Raw genomic sequence first — 25,405 nt, 5'->3', positions numbered from 1 at the left:
ACCACGCGATCCCCGGCAGAGCCCGATTTGCCCCAGGTGCCCGTCTAGCTGGGAGCTGATGACTCGGCTCGTCAGAGGTCGACGCGCTGCTCGGCAGCCGATGTGTCATCGACGGAGCCGTAGCGCAGGACGACAAGCGCTGGCCGGAACGGCAGGTCGTTCAGGATGGGTGCCATGACAGCGAAGAGTGCATCGGCGTCCGGTCCGTAGGCGTAGAGGACCACCTTGCCTCCTCCGTACTCGTTCCCGTCGAACTCGCCGACGTCAGCTTGCTCGATCGCCTCGGTCAGCAGGGACTGAGCCTGGCGGACGGCCTCCCGTTGGCTTGGATCGCCGAGGCCGGCGTCGGCCAGTCGGTAGTGAGCGATGACGGCATGCTCAACGTCGGTTTCTGCTTCGTCTGTGTCGGTCATGCGGGAAACGCTCTCATCCCGGACCGACATCCTCGCCAGCCTGGCCCTCCGGAACGCGGTCCTAGGAGCCAAACCTCGACCTCCTACGCCAACGCGTACTGCTCGCCCCGTGACCCTGCGACATCACAAGATCCCCGACTGTGAGGATGGAGCGGCACCGCTCGAGGGTCTGACCCGATCCCCGATTGACGCTTCGGCTGTCCTCACTCTGAATCGTCGACCTTCCGAGCGGGTGCCATTGCGTGTACCGGCCGGCGATCGTGACCTCATAGAAGCTTGACTCAAGCGGTCCCATCACAGTCGTGTCCGTCTGCCGGCCGGTGCGCGCGAGCCCATTCGCCGCGCACGGAAGGAACTCGGCCACCATGTCACAGCCCATCGAGGTGATCGGCGGGATCGACACCCACACCGACGTTCACCAGGCCGCCGTCATCGACACCATCGGCCGGCACCTGGCCACCGAGGCGTTCCCCACAACACCTGCAGGCTACCGAGACCTGCTGGAATGGCTGTACTCCCACGGTCAAATACTGGTTGTGGGCATGGAGGGCACAGGCTCCTTCGGCGCCGAGCTTTCCCGTTATCTCCATGCCAACGAGATCGCTGTTATTGAGGTGGACCGACCCGACCGTCGCGCTCGTCGCGCGGCCGGGAAGTCCGACCCCATCGACGCCTATGCCGCCGCCACTGCGGTACTCGCCGGCCGCGCCACGGGCATCCCGAAGCACCGCGATGGCGCGGTCGAGGCGATCCGCGGGCTGCGCGTGGTGCGCGCCAGTGCCGTCAAGGCCCGCACCCAGACCATCAACCAGATCAGATCACTGATCATCACCGCGCCCGCTGCAGTACGCGAAGCACTGCGCTCGCTGACCACCACCGAGCTGGTCCGACGGCTAGCCGCCAGCCGTCCGGGCACCGATCTGGCTGCCCCGGCCACGGCCGTCAGAATCGCCCTCAAGCGTCTGGCCAGGCGATACCGGCACTTGAGCGAGGAGATAGCAGACGCGGACGCCGACCTGCGCGACCTGATCACTCGCACCGCACCCGGCCTGCTCGCGTTGCCGGGCGTTGGGACTGAGACCGCCGGGCAGTTGCTGGTCACCGCCGGCGACAACCCCGACAGGCTCGCTTCAGAGGCCTCCTTCGCCCACCTGTGCGCCGCCGCACCCGTGCCAGCCTCGTCCGGACGCACCGACCGTCACCGACTCAACCGTGGCGGAGACCGCCAGGCCAACCGCGCGCTGCACACAATCGTGCTGGTCCGCATGCGTCACGACCCGCGCACCCGCGACTACGTCGCTCGACGCACCCGCGAAGGACTCAAGACGAAGGACATCTTCCGATGCCTCAAACGCTTCGTCGCGCGAGACGCCTACCGCCACCTCACCAGCGCATTCAGCGGCGCAACCGCGCCCTCTCCTACAGCTTGACGATCTATAGAAGCTTCAGAGCCGAATTACGTGACCGTCCACACCAGACCGGTCACCGCGGAGAACCTGAGCCTCCGCACGAGGGGTCGTGCTCATCCCACCGAGGATGAGCACGACCCCTCTTCACACCCTGGCGCCGGTGGCCGCACGCGGTTCCCCGGCACCCCGCCCGATGGCGGACCCCACTCTCTCTGACTCTCTCGGTTCTGGACCTCCTGCCATCGCTCGCCTCCCGCTCTCTCCTCAGCCCCGAGAATCACGCCGTCTGCCGTGGGGAGTTGTCGGAACACCTGGTTGACATGGTCGTACCGGACCGGACCGGCCTCCCGGACAACGTGGTGCTCCGTCTCCCCGGCCTTGACTCTGAAGCTTCTATAGATCGTCAGGCGGTAAGAGAGGGCGCGGTTACGCTGGTGAGGTGGCGGTAGGCCTCTCGCGCGACGAAGCGTTTTACTGCGCCTCTCGCCAACGGGCCCGCAGAACTTCTGCGCAACAGCGCCCAGGAGAACTCGGCCATGGCTGTCCGTCGACCCTCGGGTCGGGCTACTGGAAAAACTCACGCGCCGGAGGGCAGCCGACTACGTAGCCTGTCGGAATGACAACCTCCTCTCGGCCTGATCCCCGTCGCCTTGGCGTGCCGAAGGAGATCGTCGATCAAGCCGCCCGTGCGCTACGCAACGCGCGGGGCTCCCTCGCTACCTTCGTTGAGGAACTCAGTCAGGCCGATCCGACGGCGGGCGTGGCGGGCACCGACGAAGCATGGATCGCGGCCTCGCATCACCGTCACCGCACGGGGCGCCGCAGGCTCCTGTCGTGGTCCGCGTTCACTGCGTCGTTGACCATCTCCCACGCGCTCGATCACGTCGTGGCCATGGAGCGAACCCTCACGGGAGAACCGGTGTCGATATGGCCCACGGTGTCCCTGTCGCGCGTCGTCCAGGAAGGCACCATCCGTATCTGCCACAGCCGACATGCAGCCGCCTCGCCGGAGGATCGGTGCGTGCGTCGCGCTGCGGCGGTGCTTGCGAGCGCATCTCACCGCGGCAAGGGAGTTCGATGCCCGGGTGCTTCCCGAGGCAGAGAAGGCGTGGGAGCGCGCTGAGCGCATCGTGACGGGTGCCGGTCTCAGCATCGACCTGGACAACAGGAACCGACCCGCCCGCGCTGTCCTGGGAGCCCACAAAGCTCCCCTCGCTCTCAACCTCACCGACCTGGCGAAGGCGCACACAACGCACCTCCCCTCCTGGGTACCGGCTCTCCTCGGGTGCAGCTCACAGCAGCATGTGGCTCGTCCAGCAGGCCGTCGGTTTCGACGACGAGGGGAATCCGTCCCTCTATGCCGACAGCGAGACCGTCAGCGCCGCCGTTCTCGCCGTCCTGGGGGCATTCGAGGACCTCACGGAGACCTTCGGTACCTACCACGGCCACGCAGGCACAGCCCAGGCGGTAGCCACCCTGCAGCGACGGACGCTGGTGGTCGTCGAACGGCAGAAGCGCTGGCGGCAGAGAGCAGCGCGCGACGCGGAAGCCCTGTTCTCCTGAACGTGCCGAGCCGGTCGGCCCGGTCCTGCCAGACGTCGTCGTGACGGCGTGTCAGTGAGATGTGCCAGGCTTTCGTCATGGACGAGTGGGACATAGCCAGCGCCGATCAAAGCCTGCAGGTAGGCGCTCGGCACCATACGGTTCCCGCCTTCTACCTTCGACGTTTCGGGAATCCCAACGAGCAGCTGTGGGTTCGAGATCGACGGTCACCGAAAGCGGGTCTTCGCAAGATAGCCGACTTGGCGATCAAGGACTTCTACACCTTCATCAACATCGACGGTGAGCCCGACGGTCGGCTGGAGCAACTACTGACGCGTGTCGAAGGATGGGCTGCGTCTGCTCTTCGCCGCGCAACGTCGAGTGTGACCTGGGGCAGCCCCGTGCACTCGCAGGATCACGCGGACATTGCCCTGTTCATGGCGTTCCAGTACGCACGAGGTCCGCGCCGACGCCGTGAGCTGGAGGTCATGTCCGACCTCTATACGCGCCTGGTCCAGCTCAACGAACCTGTCCACGGGGGACGCCGCGAGGTAGCGGAGTACCGGGCGCAGCTACGCGAGTTTCGCGAGCTGGAGTTCGCCGCACACCCCAACATGCACTTGAGCACGCTCAGCCCGTTGGCGCAGAAGCTCTACCCGTACTTCGCCGAGAGACCGCTGTGCGTGGTCTCGCTGACCGCAGGCGCGCTGGTGACCTGCGACGAGCCCATCGCCGCGTTTCGCGAGGACGGCAACCCTGCGCCCGTCCTGGCGCCTGCCCGCCAGCGCGTCCGAACCAGACGGCGGCAGGGCGCGAGGAAGGCGCGTCGGGCGACCTTGTTCCATGTCCAGAAGGCCGGCCATCACGGCCTGGCCCTGGCGGACCAGATCGCCATGCCGGTTGGACGCCGCACCATCATCGTCATGGGCGATCCGGAAATCTCTCTACCGTCGCACGTGCGCCTCAGCCCGGACGAGAGCATGATGGCCGCCGAGGCACTCAACCGGCGCCTGATCGAGCAGACGTATTTCTGCGCCTTCAGCCACCCCGAGGACCAGCACCTCCTCGCCCAGCCACTGCCCGAGCTCGGCCCTCTCTTCCATCTCGGCGGTACCCGCCCCGAAGACGGAGTGATCGCCGCGAACCCCCTTTCGCACCCACGCCCGCAACTCTTCGGTCGCAAGTAGGGAGCTGCTTCTTTGACCCGAGCAGCCACCCCGGTCCGCCCACCCCACGGCGCACAGAAGGCTCCACCAATGGAGTCAGGCAGCACGCGGATAGCCCGGGGCAGCCGCTGCTTGGGCTGAGCGCCGATTTTCCTACGTCCCCATCCAGGCGCCAAAGGACTCAAGAAGGCCGTTGTAGAACTTGTCGCCAGGGACGGAACCTGGATTCTTGCTCGCGTCGTAGAAGCCGGCGTTGGTGAATGTGGCAGACGCTGAAGCATTCAAGTTCTTGAAGAACGCAAGCTTGCCTCGGCCGAAGCCGACGAAGAGCCAGAAGACCCCCAGCGTCGCCGTGTTCTGGAGCAGTGAGCGGAACGCAGCCTTGTCCCATGGTTCGTCCCCGACCTGAACGATCACAAAGGCCGGGTCGGCGGCGCCGCTCTCCTGGTAGTGACCGACCGCACGGCGCATGGCTTCCGCGACGTTGCCCCAGCCCCAGTCCACCTGCGTATGGAGCTGGCCGATGCGTCCGCGGTAGTTGTCGAGGCTGATCTCTTCGAGGAACGGCTCTTGCCCGCTGGAGAAGATGACGGGAACCGTGCCGTCATCATCCAGGTTCGCTGACAGAGCCAGCACGCGCTCCGCGAAAGCCTGAACCGCGAATGATTCGTACATTTCCTCCATGTGCCAGTCGTGATCCAAGATCAGGTACACGGCCGCCCGCCGTCCGCCCATGCCCGTATGGACCAGGGCCTGCCCAGCCTGTCGGGCGGGTTCCAGCAATGACGGCGCCTTGCTCCCTACCTTGGACAGGTCCACTACAGCGTCCTGGCTGGGTCGACTGGTCTGCGCCGGGACTACTACTGCAGTGAGAACCGCCGGCTCATCGTCGATGGTGACGCCGTAGTCCGTTGCCAGGCCGGCCAGCCCCGAGGCATATCCCTGCCCCACAGCCCGGACTTTCCAGCCAGAACCTTTCCGGTACAGCTCGGCCAGAACGACCACCGTCTCCCCAGCAGTGAAGTCCGGGGCAGTGAATTCGATGGTCGGCGTCCCTTGCTGCGCAATGCTGAGCCGTGGGGCGGCCGCGAAGACGGCGCCGGACCGCAACGGGTCGGCGCTCGCAACCACGGCGACGGTCTCCACGTCGCCAGGTACCCGATCCAGGGAGGCACTGACGCTGTGACCGGCTACGGACACCCCGTCTTGCGCTGGATGGTTGTAGAAGACCAAGTCGTCGTCACTGCGAACCTTGCCACCAGGACCGAGGAGCAGGGCCGAGACATCCACGGAAAGACCCGTGGCAGCGACTGACAGCACAACCGAACCTGCAACCAGTTCCGTGTTCTGCCCCTTCATCAACGACCTGTTCACGAATTGCCTCTCTGGAGAACCCCGCGATCACGCGATTCTCTCCCGCGTTCCCCTCGCTCCACAGGCAAACCGGATGTTCGAGCTCCACCAGGCACTCAAGGCCAGCTTGAAACGTCGACGCCCGGGGCGTCGGGCCCGTCGGCGTGGGCCTGGGGTCGCCGGGGTCGCCGGTCGCGTGGCCGTCCTTGCGCTGGGCGATCTTGATGATGGCGCCGATGAGTCCGCCGCCCTTGACGACCGCCGTGATCCGCTCCCCGGACTGGATCCCGATCGCGGGGATCTTGGCCAGCACCTTGTTGGTCAGGTTGACCGCCAGCCCGTTGAAGAACTTGAAGTTCGCGCCCTTGAGGGCGGCCGATCCGCTGAACCGCAGTCCGCCGAGCTTCCCGAGGAACTTCAGGCCCTTGGCGCCGGCCGAGAAGCCCTTCAGGGCGCCGAGGCCCGGGACCACGCCCAGGACGTCGAGGCCGAGCTTGAGGAGGTTCAGCTTGCCGCCGCGGACCGTCATGTCGTACGCGTGCCCGGCCAGCGCGGCCGCGCTCGAGATGATGGCGAGGGCGGCGAAGATCGGTGCGAGGAACTGCAGGGGCGGCACGAAGGTGCAGATGACCGCGAGGATCGAGAAGATCGCGGCCATGTTGGAGAACCGGTCCGCCCAGTCCGCCAGCCAGTTCATGAACCCGCCGGGGTCGCGGACCCCGTCGTGGTGGATCACGTTCTTGATGTGCTTGGCGGCCTTGCTCGCGGCGTCGTCGCGTATGTCCTTGGCCTTGGAGACCTTGATGAAGCACTCCCGCTTGGCGGACCAGGCGTCGTTCTTCTGGTTCGTGAGCCGGGTGCGCTCCGGCCCGTCTTCGGGGGTGGGGGGCTTCGCGTCGTACTTCTCCAGGTCCTTCATGGCGGTCTTGTGCGTGGTGTCCGCCTCCAGGAAGTCGGCCAGCGCCTTGTCCGCCATCTTCTGCGCGCGGTGCAGCTCGCTCGCGTATTCGTCGGACTCGCCCTCGACCACCTTGGTGCCGATGGCCTTGGCGGCCTCGTCGTACCGCTCGTAGCTGCGCTTGAGGCGCGCCGAGGTGTTGTCCGCGATGTCGTGGAACCCGCGTCCGGCGTCGCTGTCCCAGCCGTCGACCGAGGAGAGGGCCTTGATGTTGGCGGCCTGCTTGTCGATCTCGTCGGCCATGTCGCGCAGCTTCTTGCCGAGCGCGGCGACCTCGTACGGGTCGCCGGGGACCGGGTCGCCGTCGTGCAGCGTGGACCAGTCGCGGGGGCGGGTGCTCACGGTGTCGGTCAGCCCTTCTTCTTCGCGCTGCGCAGCGCTTCGGCGAGTTTGCTGTCGACCTCGTCGTAGGTGTCCGCCGCGGTCTTGGTGAACTCGGCCAGGTGCTGGATGTCTTCCATGAGCTTCTTCCTGGTCTTCTTCCAGGTGTCGGAGAAGTCGTCGAAGACCTCGCGGAGCTTCTTGCTGCCGAGCGCGTCGTCGTAGGCGTCGGCGGGGTTGCTGTTGTCCTTGAACTGCCGGTGGATGGCGAAGAGGGAGTCCGAGCACTCCCTGATCATCTCCAGGTCGGCCCTGGTTCTCTCGCTCATGGATCAACTCCCTTGTCGGGGAACGGTGGTCGCGTGGCGCGTGGTCCCGGCGGCGGCGTCAGCGGTTGACGGCCTGGATCTCCTGGACGGTGATGTTCTGGACGGTGGTGAAGGTTCCCGGCGGCATGTTGGTCGGGCGCGGGCTGTTGGTTCCGACCCAGCTGACGTTCCAGGTGATGCTGGCTTCCAGCGAGTAGCCGCCGTTGCCCGAGGCGCGCAGGTACGTGAGTCCGCACGGCGGGGTCTTGTCGGCCGAGCCCTGGGTGAAGGGGGTGCCGATGCTGCCGTCGGCGTTGAAGGTGCACTCGCCCGAGGCGGGGTGCAGCTGGGCGTCCGCTGTGCCGGGCTTGATGCGGAGCGAGACGGGCGTCGCCGTGGTGGTGGCGGAGACGTTCACACCGGCGGCGTTGAGGCTCGCGGTGACGGAGACCGGCTTGAAGATGCCCTTGTCCAGCCAGGCCCAGGTGGGGAGGTTCACCTTGGTGTTCGCCTCGGGCGCGAGGGTCACCTGGGTCGTCGGGACGATGATCCGGTTGTAGGCCAGCTCGGCGAGCACCTGGGGGGTCACGGCCTGTCGCATCGGCGGCGGCGTGCCGTTGGGGACCCACTCGGGCAGCGTGCTGTTGCAGGCGAACGCGGCCAGCTCGTTGAGCCGGTCCTGGTTCATGACGGCGACCCAGAAGGCCCCCTGGCCCTCCTTGTCGAGGTTGTAGTCCTTGTAGTCGGTCTCGGTGTACTTCTTCCGGAGTTCGGCCATGGCGTTCTTGGCGTAGGACGGCTGGCCCGGATTGTTGACCACCGTGTCGTAGGAGGCCTTCTCGGCAGCCGCGAACTCACTGGCCGACATGGGCTCGAACCAGCACGCGGGCGGGGTCCAGTTGCCCGTCGGGGTGAACGTCTTGGGGTTCTTCCCGCCGGATCCGCCGGTCGAACCCGAGTAGCTGATGCGCGAGGTGAGCATCTGCCCGTCCCGGTCGCCCCCCGTGGTGGTCTCGCCTCGGGAGCCGCCACCGGGGTCCTTCCCGGCGAAGGCGGTGCCCGGTACGAGGGCAAGCGCGGTGGCGGTCGCGCCGATGATCAGCCAGCGGCCCGAACGGCTCATGACGCGCACGTCTTGCTCCCCCTCTCGGAGGTCAGCTTCGTGGTCTGCCAGACCCCTTGGGCGTTCTTGTCGACCCTGAGGGTGTAGGAGACGTACGACTTGTCGCTCGCGGGCTCCTCGTTGACCTTGCCCGTCTTGCGGTCCTTGGTGAACGCCTTGCTCTCGTCCGTGCAGAAGCCGACACCCGCGGACTTGTCGTCGAACAGCTCGATCCGGGGGCTGTAGTAACGCGTGGTTCCGGTGACCGTCAGGCCCTTGGCCTTGAACTCGGTGATCCACTTCGCGGCACCGATGAGGGCATCGCCCTTGTTGTAGAAGACGACGCCCGGCGTTTCGGGGGCGTCGCTCGTGATGGCCTCGTCGGTGGCGTTCATCTGAGCGCTGACATCGGTGAGGATCGCGTCCTTCACCGGCTCGCCCGTCGCCCACGTCTCGAAGACGTTCTTGACGTCCGCCGGAAGCGTGATCGTCGGCCGGCCCGCCGCCTGGGACGGGCTCGCGCTCGCGGATGCCGATGGTGGGGCGCTCGACTCCGATCCGGCGATTTTGTCGCTCGCCTTCGTTCCATCACCGCCGCACGCGGACAGGAGCAGGGCGGCAGCGGCCGTGGTGGCTACTGCGACGGGCAAGGTGCGGCGGGTCACTGGGCGACTCCTGATGGGGCGAAGGGCGTCTGAAGCTGTCTGACGCTACCTTTGTGGCGATCGGTTTCGCCAGGACGGTTCCCTTTACGTAACAGTGAGTTGTGCCTCCTGTCCGCTTCGGTGCCGGAAGTTTCCGGCGAATGTCGCAACTGCGACGGCCGCGCGGAGGGTCCGATGGCGAAGGACGAGGGCGTGGACCCCGGGGCCACGTAGGAGGATTGCGTCGGGACGGGGAAGTGCGGACCCCCGCCCCTCACGCGTGGCCGTGTGCCAGGAAGGCTGTTCACATGACAATTTCAATGCCGGCCGGATCGGCCCCGGTGGGGGCGATCGCCGGATACACCCTCGTGATGCCTCCGGGGTGGTCGCACATTCCGCTCGGGGAGGGAATGGAGGACGCGGTACGCACGATCGCGGCCGATACCGCGGCCTTCGCCCCCGACGAGCTCCCCCGGGACGAGGTCGCGAAGCACCGGGCCCAGCTCGAAGGCCATCTGCTGAAGCTGGCCCGCAAGGCCGCCGACAACTCCGGTATCGACCTGTACCTCCCCACCATCCCGCGCGACGGGATCGCCATCCCCTGCTCCATCGTGGTGGCGCAGTTCCGGCTCGAGCTGGGCGACGGCGTGGACCCGCTGGAGGTCGCCCGCGCCCTCGCGGCCGGCGGGGACGGGGAGGCGGACGCCCAAGAGGTGGACGTCGAGGGCGGGGTGGGTTCCCGTACGGAGCGCGTCCGTCCCGCCGACCCGGCGAAGGGTCGGCACGAGGCCGCCCGGACCGTGGACTACACGATGCCGGTGCCCGGGAACGCGGCCCGCTGGATCAGCGTCTCGTTCTCCACACCTGGGGACGGGGACCCGGAGGGTGAGTTCGCGCTCCTGCTCGTGGAGCTGTTCGACGCGATCATGACGACGTTCGCATGGCAGAGGAGTGGTGATGGGTGACAAGTCCGACCTGAAGGTCGACTACCAGCTGCTGACGGAATCCGAGAAGTCCCTGGGGATCATCCAGACGGAGTTCAAGAAGTGCGGGGACCGGCAGGACGAGCTGGCCGAGGACGTCGGGGCGAAGACCCTCGAGAGTGCGATGCACGAGTTCTCGGACAACTGGAAGAAGAACCGCAAGCAGATGCTCACGAACATCGAGGACGTGCTCAAGCTCGTCATCAAGGCCCGGGAGAGCTTCGAGGGGCTGGAGAAGGACCTGATCGACTCGGGCAAGGTCGAAAAGAAGAAGTAGTGAAGAAGAACGCAGCGAAGAAGTAGCAGTGAAGAAGTAGCAGGAATCACGGGGGTTCGAAGAGCATGGCACCCAACAACCGACCCAAGGACTGGCAGCCGCTGGCCGGCTCCGATCCCACGCCGGGCAATCCCGAGGAGGTGAGAACCGGGGCCAAGAACATGGCGACCACGGGTGAGCAGATCCGGGCGCAGATCACCCGGCTCAAGGCCATATCGGGGACGGACGAGCTCAAGGGCAAGTACGTCGAGGAGCTGAAGAAGGGCTCCGGCAAGCTGAAGGGCAAGCTGGAGAAGTCGGCGGGCCGGTACGAGAAGGTTTCCGCCAAGCTGGGCGAGTGGGCGGGCTGCCTGGAGCACGCGCAGAGCGAGACCGCGGCGGCGCTGACGTCCGCGAAGGAGGCCCAGGAGAGCTTCCGGGCCCTGGTGGGCAGCGAGGACCCGGACTCGGCGGCGGCCAAGACGGCGGAGAAGGACCTGGAGCCGTCGAAGAAGACGGAGCTGGAGAGCGCGCGCACCAAGCTGGAGGGTGCGAAGAAGCGCAACGGCACGGCCGTCGAGGGATACCGCAAGGACTCCAAGCGGATCGCGGACAAGATCCGCGACATCATCGACGACGCGGTCGAGGACGGCTTCTGGAGCTGGTTCTCCAACCTCATCGAGCGCAACCTCAAGGCCATCAAGGTCGTGCTGGAGGTCATGGGCTGGATCGCCACGATCCTCGCGGTCATCGCGCTGGTCATCATGATCGTGGCCATGTTCGCCGTGCCGGGCGCGGGCTGGCTCGCGGCGATGGCGCTCATGACCCAGATCGGCACGGCCCTCGCCCTCGCGAGCACGGTGGCGCACGTCGCCATGGCGGCCACCGGCAACGGAGGGTGGGGCGACGTGGTCTTCGACGTCGTGGGCCTGCTCACCATGCGCATGGGAACCGTGGCCGGCAAGGGCATCAAGAAGGGTTCGGACGCCGCTCGGCAGGCCTCGGTCAAGGCCGGACGCCAGCAGGCGAAGGACGTGAAGACGAGCCCGGCGTACAAGGACAAGATCGCGAAGTTCGAGGAGCGCAAGGCGAACGCGGGCAGCCAGCGCGCGAGGGACGCCATCCAGAAGGAGAAGGACGCCTTCGTGAAGTCCCAGAAGCCCAAGGGCGTGGCCACGGAGATGCCCAAGCCGAGCCGGATGGACACGTTCAGGGCGGGCGGCGACCGCGATGCGGCCGCGCAGCTCAAGTTCGCGCGGAACGAGGCATTGAAGCGGGGCGGCGACCCGGCCACGAGTGCGGCGGCGCGGGCGGCCGGCCGTAACGGCGGACTCGCCTTTGGTACTTTCGCGGCCGGAAACCTGATCGACTGGACCGACAAGGGCATCGCGCCGAGCGACATCTACGAGGACAAGCCGAAGGTCGGCCCTTACGGAGACCTCAAGGACTGGACTCCGAGCGACACCGGCATGTACGACTACGCGCCGTAAAGGAATGGGTGGGAAGAATGAGCTGGGTTCACGTCGACTTCGACGACCTGTACTGGGTGCCCCTGCCCTGGGGCGCATGGGATGAAAGGCCGTGGGACGACGAGAAGGACTGGGCCGAGAGCAAGGCCGTCGTCCTGCTGACCTACCACGACCTGCCGCTCAAGCGGAAGGAGCTCAAGCGCCTGTCCACGCTCCTTGCGGCCCGCCGGCAGGTGTTCGAGGAGATGAACACCTCCCGCGAGAGCTACCTCTATTTCGCGCACCCCACGGAAGAGCCGCTGGACATCCACCTCTGGTACGGGCCGGCGGAGGGCGATCGGGATGTGGCGCTGCGGAAGTACGCGCGGGTCGAGAGCCCCGATGCCATGCTGCCTCCGCAGGTGGAGGAATTCACCACGGAGGCGCTCGGCACGGGTCTGCATTCGCGCACGCACGTGCAGTTGGACGACAACTCCGTGGCAATGAACCTCTGGTACGCGTTCCGGGACGAAAAGCGCGGCGTGGACGTCATCGCCTTCGCTTCGTCGGACGACCTGGGGAGGCTCTCCGTCGCGGAGCCGGCCTTCGACGCGTTCGTACGGAGCATCCGGCTCGTCGACGACGAGTCGGAACTCTAGGCGGGACTCCGGGCGGAACTCCGGGCGTGGGCGCGGGCGTGGGCATTCGCGTTGGCGTTGGCGTCGGCGGCCTGCGGGACGGGCCTCAGGACGCGCTTCGCCGCTGTGCGCGGGTGGTGCGGCGCATGGCGCCGGGGTTGCGCGTGGTGACGACCGGCCGGGCTGCCGCCCTCGCGGCGGCGCGGGCGGTCGTCCGCTCCCGGCGGGCGCTGATGGCCTTCGGTGCGCGGAGGGCCGTCAGGGCCAGGGGCGGGCCGCCCATGACGAGGAGCACGCCCCAGAGCGGGACGCCGTCGGCGGCGGTCGACAGGACCAGGCCGGAGACGGCGCCGTAGGCGCAGCCGAGGGCGAGGGCGATGCCCGCGGCCACCTCGGCGTCCTCGGGGCGGTCGGCCCGGTGCAGGGCGAGGGCGTCCTGGGTCAGCTTGCGCGCGAGGTCGAGGCAGAGGACGGCGAGGAAGAGCAGGGTGAGCACGCCGGTGACGTGGTCCCGGCTGCTGTCGGCCCAGGAGGAACCCTCGGAGCCGGCGGCGGCGCTGACGACCGCGGTGATGAGCGCGCCCGCCCCGGCGAGGCCGGAGACCACCGCGTACGCCGAGTGCACCAGGACCCGCCAGGTCCGGGACCCCGTCTTGAGCTCGTTCATGACCACCCTCCCAGGTCAGCCGCCACGGGTACGGGCGGCCCGGCCTGGGGGTGAAGGCTACGCGACGTGCGGTCAGCGGTTGACGGCCTGGATCTCCTGGACGGTGATGTTCTGGACGACGGCGAAGGTCCCAGGGGGAAGGCCGCCTCCGGGGGCGGTGGTCGAGGTCCAGGTGACCTCCCACGTGATGCTGGCTTCCAGGGCGTACGTGCCGTTGCCCGAGGAACGCAGGTACGTGAGCCCGCACGGCGGGTTCTTGTCGGCCGAACCTTCGGTGAAGGGAGCCCCGATCGTGCCGTCGGCATTGATGGCGCACTCGCCGGAGCCGGGGTGGACCTGGGCGTCGGCGGTGCCGGGCTTGATGTGCAGGGAGACCGGTCTGGCGGTGGTGGTGGCGGTGACGTTCACGCCGGCGGCGTTGAGGGTCGCGGTGACGGAGACCGGCTTGAAGTCGGCCTTGTCGTGCGAGATCCACGTGGCCAGGTTGACCTTGTTGTTCGCCGGGGTGGGGGCGAGGCTCACAGTGGTCGGAGTGATGGCGATCTGGTTGTACGCCAGGTGAGCCAGGACCTCGGGCGTGACGGAGTTCTGGAAAGGGGGCGGGGTGCCGTTGGGGACCCACTCCGGCAGCTCGCTGCAGCCCATGGAGGCGACGTCATTCAACCGGTCGGGATTGCGGACGGCGACCCAGAAGGCACCCTTGCCCTCTTGGTCCAGGTTGTAGTTCTTGTACTTGCCGTCTTTGTAGATCGTCCTGAACTGCCCCACTGCACTCTTGGCGTGACCCGCCTGACCGGGGTAGTTGACGGTTTCCGCGACGAAGGCCTCGACGTACTCCGCGAACTGCGATGCGGAGCGCGGCTCGTACCAGCAGGCGGGCGGCGTCCAGTTGTTGGACGCCGTGAAGCCCTTCGGGCTGCCCTTGCCCTTGGTCGACCCCGAGAAGCTGATCAGCGAGGTGAGCGTGCCCTTGTCGTGGCCGCCGCTGGTCTGGGGGTCACCACCGCGGGTGTCGCCTTCGGGCGGCCACTCCGCCGCCGCGATACCAGGCATGAGTGCGATCGCCGCGGCGGTCACTCCCGTCGCTACCACGCGGAGTGGAGTCCTTAAGGTGTGCACGACTTGTCGCCCCTCTTGGAGTTCAGCTGGGTGGTCTGCCAGACGCCCTGCTCGTTCTTCTCCAGGCGGGCGGTGTAGGCCACGTATGAGTTGTCGGTCACGGGGGTCGTGTGGACCTTGCCCGTCCCGCGGTCCTTGGCGAACGCCTTGCTCTCGTCCGAGCAGTAGGAGACGCCGACGGACTTGTCGTCGAACGACTGAAGCTTCGGGTTGAAGTATCGGGAGGTTCCGGTGGGAACGTAGCCCTTCGTCTTCATCTTCGCGATCCACGTACCGGCGTTGATGAGGGCCATGCCCTTGTTGTAGAAGACCACGGCGGGCGATTCGGGCTCGTCGTTCGCGATGGCGGCGTCAACGGCGTTGATCTGGCTGCTGAGGTCGGTCAGGGCGGCATCCTTGCCGGCATCGCCCGTGGCCCATCCTTCGAACACGTTCTTGAAGTCCGGCGGGAGGGTCACGGTCGGGCGGCCTGTCGCCTGGGAGGGGGGCGGGGACGGGGAGGGCGACGGCGGAGCGCTAGACTCCGCTCCGGTGATCTTGTCGTTCGCCTTCGTTTCGCCACCGCCGCACGCCGACAGGAGCAGGGCTGCGGAAGCCGTGGCGGCGACTGCGACGGGCAGAGTGCGGCGGGTCACTGGGCGGCTCCTGGTGGGGCGTAGGACGTCTGAAGCTGTCTGACGCTACCTGCGCCGCGAACGGTTTCGCCAGGGCGATTCCCTTTACGTAACAGTCGGTTGGCTCAGCCTCCGCTTCCGGGCCCGGAGGTTTCCGGCGAATGTCGCAACTGCGACGGCCGTTCCCGGCCCCGGCACGGCGGAGGGCGGGGCCGGCCGCCGTGCGGGGGTGTGTCCACGGGGGCGGGCTCGCCTTGAGGTGCACATGTGCCACTGCTACCGTGCGAGCACTTTGGTTCTTCTTTGAGTTGGTCAACTCAACCGTATATTTGATTCTGTTGGGTATTGGCCGAGTTTGTCTGTCGTAGGTGCACGGGGGAGCGTGGAGTGAAAGTCCAGGAACGCGCGGGTGCGCCCAGTCACAGGGGTCCGGGCCAGGCAGCGCCGGTGGGGGAGCGGCTTCCCACGGCCGGCCGGGAGCGCAAGCCCGCTCTCGCCGCCCTCGCCGTGCTGCTCATCCTGATCGGCGCCCTCGGCGCAACGGTCCTCGTGCTGCGCGCCGGTGAGCGGATCGAGGTGGTCCGCATCTCGGCGGAGGTACCGGCCGGCAAGGCCGTCACCGATGCCGCGATGACCTCGGTGCTGGTCGCCGACGATCCGGCCGTCGATTACGTCCGCTGGGAGCAGCGGGACGCGCTCAAGCAGCTCAAGGCCAAGAACACTCTGGTCAAGGGCACCATCGCGATCGGCCAGATGTTCTCCGACGTCGGCGGGCTGCCCGAGGGCAAGGCCTTCGTGGGCCTCTCCCTCAAGGCGGGCCAGTACCCGGCCGGGCTCAAGGTCGGCGACCACGTCGCGGCTTACCGGGTGGGCGGCGACGCCCCGAAGGGTGGTACCGCGGGCGGCGCCGCCGACGGCAACACGCTGCTCGTGCGCGACGCCAAGGTCAACGACGTCTTCGTCGGTGAGGGCGGCTCCATCGGCAGCGGCAACCTGCCCGTCACCGTCATGGTCGGCACGGCCGAGATCGCACCCCTGACCCAGGCGGCCGCGGCCGGCCAGGTCGCCCTGGTGCTGATCCCGGGTGCCTCCGGCTGATCGACAGCCATCGGTCATCCGGTCCATCGGTCATCCGGTCCATCGGTCATAGGTCGTAGGCCGTAGGTCACGGGCCAACGGGTCACAGGCCAACGGGTCACGGGCCGCGGAAGCCGCCGGCCGGCCGTCGGCGGCCACCGGCCGGCAAGCACAGGCAAGCACAGGAAAGCAGAAGCCACATGGCGCTCATCGCCCTCGCCGCGGACAAGGGATCACCCGGCGTCACCACCGCGGCCGTCGCCCTCTCGGCGGTCTGGCCGCGGCGTGCGCTCCTCGCCGAGACCGACCCGGCCGGCGGCGACCTCGTCTACCGCAGCCCCGCCGCCCACGGCGGCCCGCTCGACCCCAACACCGGCATGCTGTCCATCGCCGCGACCGCCCGCCGGGGCCTGGCCCCCGACCAGCTGTGGGACCACGCGCAGGCCATGTCCGGCGGCCTCGAGGTGCTGGTCGGGCTGGGCTCCTCAGAGCAGGCCGCAGGCCTCGTAGGGCAATGGCCGCTGCTGGGGCGGGCCTTCGCCGCGCTCGCCGAGTCCCCGCACGCGCCCGCCGACGTCATCGCCGACTGCGGGCGCATCTCCGGGGACGGCCCGGCGGTGGAGCTGTTCGCCCAGGCCTCCCTGGTGCTGCTGGTCGCCCGTACGGCGCCCGAGTCCATCGCCCGCGTGCGCGACAGGGCGCTCGCCCTCTCCGCGCGCCTGCACGGCGGCGGACCGGGGCGCGGCACCGCGCAGCTCGGGACCCCGCTGCTGGGGGTGCTGCTGGTGGCCGACCCCAAGGACTCCGCGAAGATCGGCAACCAGGTCAACGAGATGCTGCTCGCCTCCCGGTCCGGCGCCCGGGTGCTCGGCACCCTGGCGTACGACCCGGTGGGCTCCGAGCAGTTGGCCGGGCGCCGCCGCGGCCGGCTGGACAAGTCCCTGCTGATCCGGTCCGCCCGGCAGGTGGCCCAGGACATCAACCAGCAGTACGGGGCCGCGTGGGCCGTTCCGGGCCCCGGCGCCGGCCCCGGCACCGGCCACGGCACGGGCATGGGCATGGGCCCCGGCCACGGCACGGGCATGGGCACGGGCGCCGCGTCCGGCCTCGTACCCGGCCCCGCAGGCCCCGGCGGCCCCGACGCCGCCCCGGGCGGGGCGCGATGAGCGTCGTCGACCACCAGCTCGTCAAGCGGTTCCGCCAGGAGGCCGGCGACCGCATCGCCGAGCAGCGCCGCGTGGACCAGCTGTCCGGGCTGATGCAGATGTCCGGCGAGGACGAGCGCCAGTACGCCCGCGCCGTCATCGCCCAGATACTCGAAGAGCACGCCCGCGCCGAGATCAACCTCGGCCGCACCCCCTTCGACGCCGAGACCGAGGAGCAGTTCGCGGCGGCCGTGCACGCCGCGCTCTTCGGAGTGGGCCGCCTGCAGCCGCTGCTCGACGACCCCGAGGTCGAGAACATCGACATCAACGGCTGCGACCAGGTCTTCGTCGGCTACGCCAACGGCAACGAGCTCCGCGCCGACCCGGTCGCCGAGACCGACGAGGAGCTCATCGAGCTCATCCAGGTCCTCGGCGCCTACTCCGGCCTCTCCTCGCGCCCCTTCGACTCGGCGAACCCGCAGCTCGACCTGCGGCTGCCCGACGGCTCGCGCCTCTCGGCGGTCATGGACGTCACCCGCCGCCCCTCGCTCTCCATCCGCCGCGCCCGCATGGGCAAGGTCTTCATCTCGGACCTGGTGGGCAACGGCACGCTCACCCCCGAGCTCGCGCACTTCCTGTCCTGCGCCGTCCGCGCCCGCAAGAACCTGATGATCGCGGGCGCGACCAACGCCGGAAAGACGACGCTGCTGCGCGCCCTCGCCAACGAGATCCCGCCGACCGAGCGCCTGATCACCGTGGAGCGCGCGCTGGAGCTGGGCCTGGACCAGTTCGCCGAACTCCACCCCAACGTCGTGGCGTTCGAGGAACGGCTGCCCAACTCCGAGGGCCAGGGCGCCATCATGATGTCCGAGCTGGTGCGCCGCTCGCTGCGCATGAACCCCTCCCGGGTCATCGTCGGCGAGGTCCTCGGCGACGAGATCGTCACCATGCTCAACGCCATGTCGCAGGGCAACGACGGCTCGCTCTCCACGATCCACGCCAACAGCTCCAGCGAGGTCTTCAGCCGCATCTCCACCTACGCGCTGCAGGCCGCCGAACGGCTCCCGATCGAGGCGAGCCAGATGCTGGTGGCCGGCGCCATCAACTTCGTGGTGTTCGTCGAGCGCCGCAACGAGTTCCACGGCGGCGGCCGGCTGCGCCGCGTGGTCACCTCCGTGCGCGAGGTCAACGGCGTCGACGGCCGGGTGCTCTCCAGCGAGGTGTTCGCGGAGACCTCCGACGGCCGGGTCGTCCCGCACGCGGCGATCTCCTGCATCGAGGAACTGATCCCCTACGGCTACCGCCCCAGCGGATCCTGGGGGTGAGGCGGACATGAACGGCATCTCCTCCATGGGCGGGCTCTTCTCGCTGCCCGTGCTGTACGCGCTCCTGAGCGGCCTGGGAATCGGCGGCGGGCTCGCGCTGCTCGTCGTCGCCGTCCGCGGCCTGCCACCCAAGCCCGCGCACGAGAAGGCGGATTCGCGCGAGCGCCTCGCGGAGCTGGCCCGGTTCGCCGGCCGCCGCGGCTCGCTCGCGGCCGGCGTCGGCATCGCCGTGCTGCTGGTGACCCGCTGGGCGGTGGCCGGCGTGGCCGCCGGCGTGCTCGTCTTCTTCTGGGACCGCCTCTTCGGCGGAGCCGCGGAGGAGCGCTCCGCGATGCGCCGGGTCGAGGCGCTCGCCGCCTGGACCGAGTCGCTGCGCGACACCATCGCCGGGGCCGTCGGCCTGGAGCAGGCCATCCCCGCCTCGGCGCGCGCCGCCGCGCCCGCGCTGCGGCCCCACCTCGAAGCGCTCGTCGACCGGCTGCGCTCCCGTACGCCGCTGCCCGACGCGTTGCAGACGCTCGCCGACGAGATCGACGACGCGTCCGCCGACATCATCGTCGCCGCGCTGATCCTCAACGCGCGCCTGCGCGGCCCCGGCCTGCGCCAGGTGCTCGGCGCGCTCGCCAAGTCGGCCCGCGAGGAGGTCGACATGCGCCAGCGCGTGATGGCCCAGCGCTCCAGCACCCGGCGCAGCGTCCAGATCGTCATCAGCGTCAGCGTGGCCTTCGTCGTCGGCCTGTCCGTCTTCAACCGGGAGTTCGTCGAGCCGTACGGCACCCTCGTCGGCCAGATGGTCCTCGCGTGCGTGTGCGGGCTCTTCGCCCTGGGCTTCTGGTGGCTGCGCAAGCTGGCCACCATCGAGACGCCCGAGCGCTTCCTGGTCCGTGACCACACGGAGGTCCGCTTCGCGCGGCCGCCGAGCCCGAGCGAGGAGGTCGTACCGCAGTGAACCTCACCCTGCCCGTCGTCGTCGGAGCCGTCCTCGGCCTCGGCATCTACGCCCTCGTACGGGCCCTCATGCCGTCCCGGCGGGGCGCGGTCGCGACCGTGGCCCGGATCGACGAGATGCGGGCGCGCGGGGCGGCGTACTCGACGCTCCCGCGCTCCACCACCGCCGAGGACCCGGGCCGGCTGGACTCCTTCCGGGCCCGCGTCGGCCTGCGGATCGCCGACTTCTACCGCCAGCAGGGCTGGGAGCAGCGCTCCCTGCGCGCCGACCTGGCCGTGCTGGAGCGCAGCTGGGAGAGCTTCCTGGCGACGAAGATCCTGCTCGCCGCGGCCGGACTCATCTTCGGCCCGTTCCTCTTCGTGATCGTCGCGACCATCGGGTTCGGCAGCGGACCGGTCGTGCCGCTCTGGCTGGCGCTGGCCTGCGCCGCCCTCTTCTTCTTCCTTCCCGACCTGGAGGTCCGGCGGGACGCCGCGGACAAGCGCCGCGACCTGCGCCGGGTCATCGGGGCCTACCTCGACCTCGTCGCCATGAACCTGGCCGGCGGCCGGGGCCTCCCGGAGGCCCTGATGGCCGCCGCCGAGGTCAGCGACGGCTGGGCGCTGCGCCGGATCCGCAACACCCTGCACGACGCCCGGATCACCGGCACCAGCCACTGGCAGGCGCTCGGCACCCTGGGCGAGGAGCTGGGGGTGGAGGAGCTGAAGGACCTGGCGGGCGCGCTCGCGCTCGTCGCGGAGGACGGCGCGAAGGTACGGGAGTCCCTGGCCTCCCGCGCCGAGACGATGCGGCACCGCGAGATGGCCGAGATCGAGGGCAGCGCCGGTGAGAAGTCGCAGTCGATGCTCGTCGCGCAGCTGCTGCTGTGCGCCGGGTTCCTGGTGTTCCTGATCTTCCCGGCCGGCATGCGCGTCTTCCAGTTCGGCTGACCCTTCCCGGCGAACCGCCGGCCCCTGTGCAACGTACCGATTCCCGAGAGGACTTCTCCACCATGAAAAACGGATTCAGCTTCAGCCATCCCGCCCTCGACGCGGTTGCCGCCTTCGTCCGCGACCGCGGGCGGCGCGCGCGCGACCGCGGGGCCTCGGCCGTCGAGTGGGTGATCATCTCGGCGGTGGTCGTGGCGATCGTGGGCGTGGTCGCGGCCGTCATCGGCGGCGCGCTCGACGGCGGTGCCAAGAAGGTGAGCGACTGCATCGCGGGCGCCAACCAGTCCGGCACCTGCGCGGGTGGCGGCGGCGGCGGCAAGCCGTAACCCCCACGCGTCCCTACGCCGTGTTCCGCATCGCAGACCGACTGCGCACCGCAGTACGCCGCCGGGTGGAGGCCGCCTCCGCCCGGGGCGACTCCGGCATGACCGCGATCGAGTTCGTGTTCCTGACGCCCTTCCTGTTCTTCATGATCTTCATGACGGTCCAGTTCGCCCTGTACTTCTTCGCGGACCACGTGGCCCAGGCGGCCGCGCAGGCCGGCGCGCGCAAGGCGCGGGCCTCGGCGGACGCCAACCCGGACGGCTGGCAGCAGAAGGCGAGGGACACCGTCGACAGCTACATCCAGCAACTGGGGCCGCAGCTGGTGGTCTCGCCGCGGGTGACGGTCACCCGGCCCGACGCGAACACCGTGAGCGTCGAGATCACCGCCAAGGTGCCCGCCGTCATCCCCGGCTTCTCCATGGCCGTCCACGCGCAGTCGAGCGGGCCGGTCGAGCGCTTCGTACCGGAAGGCGGGTGACGCTCCGGTGATCATCAGACGGATCCGGCAGCGGGTCGCGGAAGCGGGTGTGGGCGCGGGCGCGGGCGACCGGGGGATCTCCACCATCGAGATGGTCATCCTCGCCCCCGTCGCCTTCCTCTTCATCCTCGTGCTCGTCGCCTTCGGCCAGCTCGTGGAGGGCCGGGGCGCGGTCGACGGCGCCGCGCGCGACGCCGCGCGAGCCGGCTCCATCCAGAAGGACCAGGAGACCGCCATGTCCGAGGCGGTCAAGGCGGCCGAGGCCGATCTCAGCGACGTGTGCGCGGGCCCGGTGACGGTGCGCAAGACCAGCACGGGTTTCGTTGCGGGCGGGTTCTTCACCGTCGAGGTCAGCTGCCAGATCCGCGGGCTCGCCATGCTCGGGCTCGACGTCCCGAAGGTGGTCACCGGCCGCTCGACCTCGCCCCTCGACCGCTACCGGAGGGCCGCGTGAGACCTGTTGCGAAACTTCGCGCCCGGTTCCGGGCCGCCGGCCGCGCCCGCCTGCGGATCCGTGACGACCGGGGGTCCGGCGCCGCCGCGATGATCATGTTCAGCGTGCTCTTCCTGGCCCTGGCCGCCTTCGTGATCGACGGCGGCATGGCGATCTCCCAGCGCGAGCGCGCGGCGGACATCGCCGAACAGGCCGCCCGGTACGCCGCCCAGGACATCGACGTCGGCGCGCTGTACAACGGCTCCGGCGGCGCCCCGATCAACTTCGCCAACTGCGGTGACCGGGTAGAGGAATTCGCCGAGGAAGTGGGTATGACCGGACCGGACGTCGCGGCGTCGCGCTGCGTGTCGGCCGACGCCCAGCGCGTCGAAGTCGAGATCCAGCTCACCTACCAGCCGGTGCTCACCGGCATGTTCTTCAGCGGACCGGTCACGGTGCGCGGCCGAGCGGCCGCCGAGTCCATGACCGGATAGCCCGCGCCCGCCCCCGTACCGTCCAGCCCACCCCACAGGAAGCCGCCATGGCACGCACCAGTAACCGTACGAACTCCGCTCCGCGACCGCGGCGGTCCTTCGGCGACTTCGTCAAGGCGTTCCTCGCGTTCGTCGCGCTGGCGTTCCTCGTGGTCGGCGTGCCGGCGGCGCTGGCGACGTTCCTCGGCTGGCCGCTGCCCGACGAGCTGCCCTCGGTGGACTTCTTCCAGCAGCAGATCACCGTCCAGACCTTCCTCAGCGTGCTCGGGGTCGTCTGCTGGCTGGCCTGGGCGCAGTTCACCGCGTGCGTCCTGGTCGAGGTCAAGGCCGCCGTGTCCGGGGTGGGCATGCCGACCCGGGTGCCCGGCGCCGGCGGCAGCCAGGCGCTCGCCCGCCAGTTGGTCGCCGCGCTGCTGCTGGTGACGGCGAGCGCGGCGAGCTTCGCCCCCGGCCTCGCCAACCTCGGCCAGTCGCCCGCCGACCAGCACCGGCCCGCGGTGGCCGCCTCCGCCCAGCAGCTGCCCGGGCAGGCGCAGTCGCAGACGGTGCGCGAGGCGGTCGAGCAGCAGGCGGCCGCGCAGGCGAAGGCCGCCGCCGAGCACGCGGCGGAGGCGGAGGGCAGCACGAAGTTCTACCGGATCCAGCCGCCGCAGGGCCGCCACCACGACTCCCTGTGGGAGATAGCGGAACGCCATCTGGGCGACGGGCGCCGCTACTCGGAGATCTACGACCTGAACAAGAACCGGGTGCAGCCCGACGGCGAGAAGCTCTCCAAGGCCAGCCTGATCCGGCCCGGCTGGATCATGGAGATGCCCGCGGACGCCTTCGGCGGGGACCTCGTCGAGACCCCGGCCGCCGTGCAGGAGACGGAGCGCGGTGCCTTCGCCGGCAGCGCCGCGGGCTCCGGCAACGCGGACATCGCCGACTACGCCAAGAGCGGCGGCAGCGGCGCGCACGCGCAGGGCGGCCAGGCCAAGCCCGGCGGAAAGCACGCGGGCAAGCCCGCCGCGGGGTCCGTGGACACCGACACCACGCAGATCGTCATCCCGCGCGACTGGTCCACGGCCGTGCCGTCCCGGGCGACCCCCGCCGCGCCCGCCACGTCCCAAACCCCTGCCACCGCCACCGCCGTCACCGCGGCCGACGGGCAGGGCTTCTCCTTCGGCCTGCCCGAGGCCCTCCTCGGCTCCCCGCTGCTCGCCGCCGGGCTGCTCGCCGCACTCGGCCGCAGGCGCCGCGCCGCCCTGTGGCAGGCCGCGACGCGCTCCGGCTCCGGCGGCGCCGGGGGCGCCGGAAACACCCCGCTGGTCCCCACCGGAGACGCCGCCGACGTCCACGACGCCCTGCTCGTCGGCGCCGACCCCGAGGCGGTACGCCGCCTCGACCGCGCCCTGCGCGGCCTGTCGGAGTCCCTCGCCGCGGCCTCCCGCCCGCTGCCGACCGTGTACGCGGCCTGGCTGACCGGCACCGCGATCCACCTCCAGCTCGCCCAGCCCTACGGGACCCCGCCCGCGCCCTGGACCCACGGCCAGGACCCGACGTTCTGGCAGCTCGAGGCGGGCGCCGACGACCACGCGGACGGCGGGAGCGGAGGCGGACGCGACAGCGCCGGCGACACCGCGGCCCCCTACCCCGGCCTGGTCAGCCTCGGCACCCTGGGCGATTCCCGGCTGCTGCTCAACCTGGAATCGGTCCCGGGCATCGTCTCCCTGAGCGGCGCGCGGGCCGACCGCGACGCCGTGATGGCCTCCGTCGCCGCCGAGCTCGCCACCAACGGCTGGTCGGACCGCATGACGATCACCCTGGTCGGCTTCGGCGAGGAGCTGCTCCCACTGGCCCCGTCCCGGCTGCGCCACCTCGCCGACATCGACGACATGTTCCAGGCCATGGAGGCCGAGACCCGCCAGCGCGCCGGCGCCCTGGGCGTCGCCGGGCACGACTCGGTCCTGACCGGCCGCACCGGGCACATCCAGAACACCCGCTGGGCCCCGCACCTGGTCCTGATGGCCGCCGAGCCCACCGAGGAGGAGCTCGACCGGCTCGCCGGACTCGCCTCCGGCGCGGGCCGGCTCGGCATCGGCTACTTCGTCGCCGCCGGGGCGAAGGACGTCCCCGGCGCGGCCTGGGAGATGGAGATCACCGGGGACGGGCGGCTGCTCGCCCCGCTGCTCGGCCTCGACCTGGAGGCGCAGCAGCTGCCCGCCGACCAGCGCGCGGCCGTGGTCCGGCTGTTCAACGAGGCCGACCCCGGCTCCGACCCCGCCGCAGCCTCGGGCGGCGCCCAGGCCCGCGGCGCGCAGCCGTTCCTCATCGACATCACGGAGGCCGGGCGCCCCGCCGTGTACGCCCGCCTCGTGGGCCCGTACGAGCTCATCGGCCTCGACACCCCCGACGGGGACCGCAGCGCCCTCCTCCACGAGGCCCTGGCCCTGCTCCTGCTCCACCGCGAAGGCGTCAACCCCCGGGTGCTCGCCGCCGCGCTGTGGCCGCGCGGAGCCACCGACGACGTGCGCGACGCACTGGTCGAGCGGCTGCGCGACTGGCTCGGCACCGACCCGGACGGCACCGCGCGCCTGGGCTCCGACGCCGCCGGCCGGCTCACCCTGGCCCGCTCCGTCGTCTCCGACCTGGACGTGCTGCGCTCCCTGCACCACGAGGCGGCGTCCGGCCGCGGCGCGGGGGACACCGCCGTGCGCGAGCGCCTGCTCACCGACGCGCTCGGTCTCGTACGGGGCCCCCTGCTCCAGGACCGGCCCGCCGGGCGCTACCAGTGGCTCGGCCACGAGATCATCGAGGCGCAGCTGCCGCTGCTCGTCGCCGACGTCGCCCTCGCACTGTCCGGGCACCACATGGGCCTGGACCGGCCCGAGCCGGCCATCGAGGCGCTCACCGTCGCCGTGTCCTCCGCGCCGGAGGACGAGCGGCTCTGGCACGGGCTGCTGCGCGCGACCCACGCCACCGGCGACGAGGCCCGGCTCTCGGAGCTCGTGGCCCGGCTCGCGGACCGGGGCAGCGCGCACGGGCGCGGGCTCGCACCGCGCACCGAGGCGCTGATCGACGAGCTGCTGCCCGCCTGGCGGCGCGGCGGCGCCGCGGCGGGCTGAGCCGGTGGACTCCCTGGGCATCACCGCGCTCGTCGCCGGGGTCGCCTCCTGGGGCACGGCCACGGGCCTGGTCCTGCCCCGCGCCGCCTACCGGCTCGCGGTCCCCCCGGACACCCCCTGGCGCGGGGCCTGCCCGGCCGGGCATCCACTGACCGGCCCGGCCCGCGGCTGGCTGGGCCGCGGGGTGTGCCCCCGCTGCGCGGCCG

26 protein-coding genes are annotated in these 25,405 nt (G+C 70.0%); 17 read left to right on the top strand and 9 right to left on the bottom strand.

The genetic code is table 11. The annotated features are described in order from the left end of the window. Positions 1–71: 71 nt before the first annotated feature. Positions 72–413, bottom strand: a complete 342-nt coding sequence (locus tag DRB96_RS25320) for a hypothetical protein (RefSeq protein ID WP_239516220.1) — start codon at positions 411–413, stop codon at positions 72–74. Between the two features lie 365 nt (positions 414–778). Here DRB96_RS25320 and DRB96_RS25310 point away from each other — a divergent pair, with 365 nt between their 5' ends. From DRB96_RS25310 to DRB96_RS25300, 3 genes are all read left to right on the top strand, one after another. Then, a complete protein-coding gene (locus tag DRB96_RS25310) occupies positions 779–1,843 on the top strand; it encodes an IS110 family transposase (RefSeq protein WP_112450532.1) in 1,065 nt (354 codons plus the stop codon). Between the two features lie 1,281 nt (positions 1,844–3,124). Next, a complete protein-coding gene (locus tag DRB96_RS25305; RefSeq protein WP_112450531.1) occupies positions 3,125–3,385 on the top strand; it encodes a hypothetical protein in 261 nt (86 codons plus the stop codon). 59 nt (positions 3,386–3,444) lie between these two features. Next, positions 3,445–4,551 (top strand): DUF4238 domain-containing protein, encoded by a 1,107-nt coding sequence (locus DRB96_RS25300; protein ID WP_112450530.1) that lies wholly within the window; start codon positions 3,445–3,447, stop codon positions 4,549–4,551. 132 nt (positions 4,552–4,683) lie between these two features. Here DRB96_RS25300 and DRB96_RS25295 read toward each other — a convergent pair whose 3' ends face one another. The 5 genes from DRB96_RS25295 to DRB96_RS25275 are packed head-to-tail and all read right to left on the bottom strand — an operon-like array spanning position 4,684 to position 9,237. Beyond that, complete coding sequence (locus DRB96_RS25295) at positions 4,684–5,889, bottom strand: VWA domain-containing protein (RefSeq protein WP_112450529.1); 1,206 nt, start codon at positions 5,887–5,889, stop codon at positions 4,684–4,686. Beyond that, positions 5,771–7,183, bottom strand: coding sequence for a putative T7SS-secreted protein (locus tag DRB96_RS25290; protein WP_204357812.1), 1,413 nt, complete (start codon positions 7,181–7,183; stop codon positions 5,771–5,773). Before DRB96_RS25290 ends, DRB96_RS25295 begins: the two co-directional genes overlap by 119 nt. 8 nt (positions 7,184–7,191) lie before the next feature. Further along, complete coding sequence (locus tag DRB96_RS25285; protein WP_112450528.1) at positions 7,192–7,491, bottom strand: hypothetical protein; 300 nt, start codon at positions 7,489–7,491, stop codon at positions 7,192–7,194. A gap of 58 nt (positions 7,492–7,549) precedes the next feature. After that, positions 7,550–8,593 (bottom strand): hypothetical protein, encoded by a 1,044-nt coding sequence (locus tag DRB96_RS25280; protein ID WP_239516901.1) that lies wholly within the window; start codon positions 8,591–8,593, stop codon positions 7,550–7,552. After that, positions 8,590–9,237 carry a hypothetical protein gene (locus DRB96_RS25275; protein WP_112450526.1) on the bottom strand — a complete coding sequence of 216 codons (648 nt, stop codon included), beginning with the start codon at positions 9,235–9,237 and terminating at the stop codon, positions 8,590–8,592. The genes DRB96_RS25280 and DRB96_RS25275 overlap by 4 nt, the downstream gene beginning before the upstream one ends. A gap of 287 nt (positions 9,238–9,524) precedes the next feature. On the opposite strand from DRB96_RS25275, the gene DRB96_RS25270 reads away from it, so the two are divergent. The 4 genes from DRB96_RS25270 to DRB96_RS25255 all read left to right on the top strand — a co-directional run bounded on the left by DRB96_RS25270 (position 9,525) and on the right by DRB96_RS25255 (position 12,562). After that, the gene (locus DRB96_RS25270; RefSeq protein WP_162688839.1) at positions 9,525–10,181 is read left to right on the top strand and encodes a hypothetical protein; all 657 of its coding nucleotides are present in this window, start codon (positions 9,525–9,527) and stop codon (positions 10,179–10,181) included. Then, positions 10,174–10,476, top strand: a complete 303-nt coding sequence (locus tag DRB96_RS25265; protein WP_112450524.1) for a hypothetical protein — start codon at positions 10,174–10,176, stop codon at positions 10,474–10,476. Before DRB96_RS25270 ends, DRB96_RS25265 begins: the two co-directional genes overlap by 8 nt. A 65-nt stretch (positions 10,477–10,541) precedes the next feature. Beyond that, positions 10,542–11,945, top strand: a complete 1,404-nt coding sequence (locus DRB96_RS25260) for a hypothetical protein (protein ID WP_112450523.1) — start codon at positions 10,542–10,544, stop codon at positions 11,943–11,945. Between the two features lie 17 nt (positions 11,946–11,962). Then, positions 11,963–12,562, top strand: coding sequence for a hypothetical protein (locus DRB96_RS25255; RefSeq protein WP_112450522.1), 600 nt, complete (start codon positions 11,963–11,965; stop codon positions 12,560–12,562). A gap of 85 nt (positions 12,563–12,647) precedes the next feature. Here the strand turns inward: DRB96_RS25255 and DRB96_RS25250 are convergent, their stop codons facing one another. The 3 genes from DRB96_RS25250 to DRB96_RS25240 form a co-directional block, all read right to left on the bottom strand. Next, positions 12,648–13,208: a hypothetical protein gene (locus tag DRB96_RS25250; protein WP_112450521.1), complete on the bottom strand. Its 561-nt coding sequence runs from the start codon at positions 13,206–13,208 to the stop codon at positions 12,648–12,650. A 72-nt stretch (positions 13,209–13,280) separates the two neighbouring features. Next, the gene (locus DRB96_RS25245; RefSeq protein WP_239516474.1) at positions 13,281–14,261 is read right to left on the bottom strand and encodes a hypothetical protein; all 981 of its coding nucleotides are present in this window, start codon (positions 14,259–14,261) and stop codon (positions 13,281–13,283) included. A 53-nt stretch (positions 14,262–14,314) separates the two neighbouring features. After that, on the bottom strand, positions 14,315–14,962 hold the full coding sequence (locus tag DRB96_RS25240; RefSeq protein ID WP_112450519.1) for a hypothetical protein: 648 nt from the start codon (positions 14,960–14,962) through the stop codon (positions 14,315–14,317). Positions 14,963–15,328: 366 nt separating this feature from the next. Between DRB96_RS25240 and DRB96_RS25235 the strand changes: the two genes are divergently transcribed. From DRB96_RS25235 to DRB96_RS25190, 10 genes are all read left to right on the top strand, one after another. Next, the gene (locus tag DRB96_RS25235) at positions 15,329–16,039 is read left to right on the top strand and encodes a hypothetical protein (protein ID WP_112450518.1); all 711 of its coding nucleotides are present in this window, start codon (positions 15,329–15,331) and stop codon (positions 16,037–16,039) included. A 179-nt stretch (positions 16,040–16,218) separates the two neighbouring features. Further along, the gene (locus DRB96_RS25230) at positions 16,219–17,184 is read left to right on the top strand and encodes a hypothetical protein (RefSeq protein WP_239516442.1); all 966 of its coding nucleotides are present in this window, start codon (positions 16,219–16,221) and stop codon (positions 17,182–17,184) included. Continuing rightward, on the top strand, positions 17,181–18,488 hold the full coding sequence (locus tag DRB96_RS25225; protein ID WP_112450517.1) for an ATPase, T2SS/T4P/T4SS family: 1,308 nt from the start codon (positions 17,181–17,183) through the stop codon (positions 18,486–18,488). Before DRB96_RS25230 ends, DRB96_RS25225 begins: the two co-directional genes overlap by 4 nt. 7 nt (positions 18,489–18,495) lie before the next feature. Continuing rightward, positions 18,496–19,437, top strand: coding sequence for a type II secretion system F family protein (locus DRB96_RS25220; protein ID WP_112450516.1), 942 nt, complete (start codon positions 18,496–18,498; stop codon positions 19,435–19,437). Beyond that, positions 19,434–20,366, top strand: a complete 933-nt coding sequence (locus DRB96_RS25215) for a type II secretion system F family protein (protein ID WP_162688815.1) — start codon at positions 19,434–19,436, stop codon at positions 20,364–20,366. Before DRB96_RS25220 ends, DRB96_RS25215 begins: the two co-directional genes overlap by 4 nt. Positions 20,367–20,428: 62 nt before the next feature. Then, on the top strand, positions 20,429–20,692 hold the full coding sequence (locus DRB96_RS25210) for a hypothetical protein (RefSeq protein ID WP_112450515.1): 264 nt from the start codon (positions 20,429–20,431) through the stop codon (positions 20,690–20,692). A 29-nt stretch (positions 20,693–20,721) separates the two neighbouring features. Further along, complete coding sequence (locus tag DRB96_RS25205; protein WP_112453695.1) at positions 20,722–21,168, top strand: TadE family protein; 447 nt, start codon at positions 20,722–20,724, stop codon at positions 21,166–21,168. 13 nt (positions 21,169–21,181) lie between these two features. After that, complete coding sequence (locus tag DRB96_RS25200; RefSeq protein WP_275432083.1) at positions 21,182–21,622, top strand: TadE/TadG family type IV pilus assembly protein; 441 nt, start codon at positions 21,182–21,184, stop codon at positions 21,620–21,622. Then, positions 21,619–22,095, top strand: coding sequence for a pilus assembly protein TadG-related protein (locus DRB96_RS25195; protein ID WP_239516441.1), 477 nt, complete (start codon positions 21,619–21,621; stop codon positions 22,093–22,095). The genes DRB96_RS25200 and DRB96_RS25195 overlap by 4 nt, the downstream gene beginning before the upstream one ends. 47 nt (positions 22,096–22,142) lie before the next feature. Further along, positions 22,143–25,199 (top strand): BTAD domain-containing putative transcriptional regulator, encoded by a 3,057-nt coding sequence (locus DRB96_RS25190; RefSeq protein WP_112450513.1) that lies wholly within the window; start codon positions 22,143–22,145, stop codon positions 25,197–25,199. Positions 25,200–25,405: the final 206 nt, after the last annotated feature.

The organism is Streptomyces sp. ICC1 (genome assembly GCF_003287935.1).
GTDB lineage: Bacteria > Actinomycetota > Actinomycetes > Streptomycetales > Streptomycetaceae > Streptomyces > Streptomyces tritrimontium.
The sequence above is the reverse complement of the archived record's forward strand: the minus strand, read 5'-3'. Positions and strand labels throughout refer to the sequence as shown.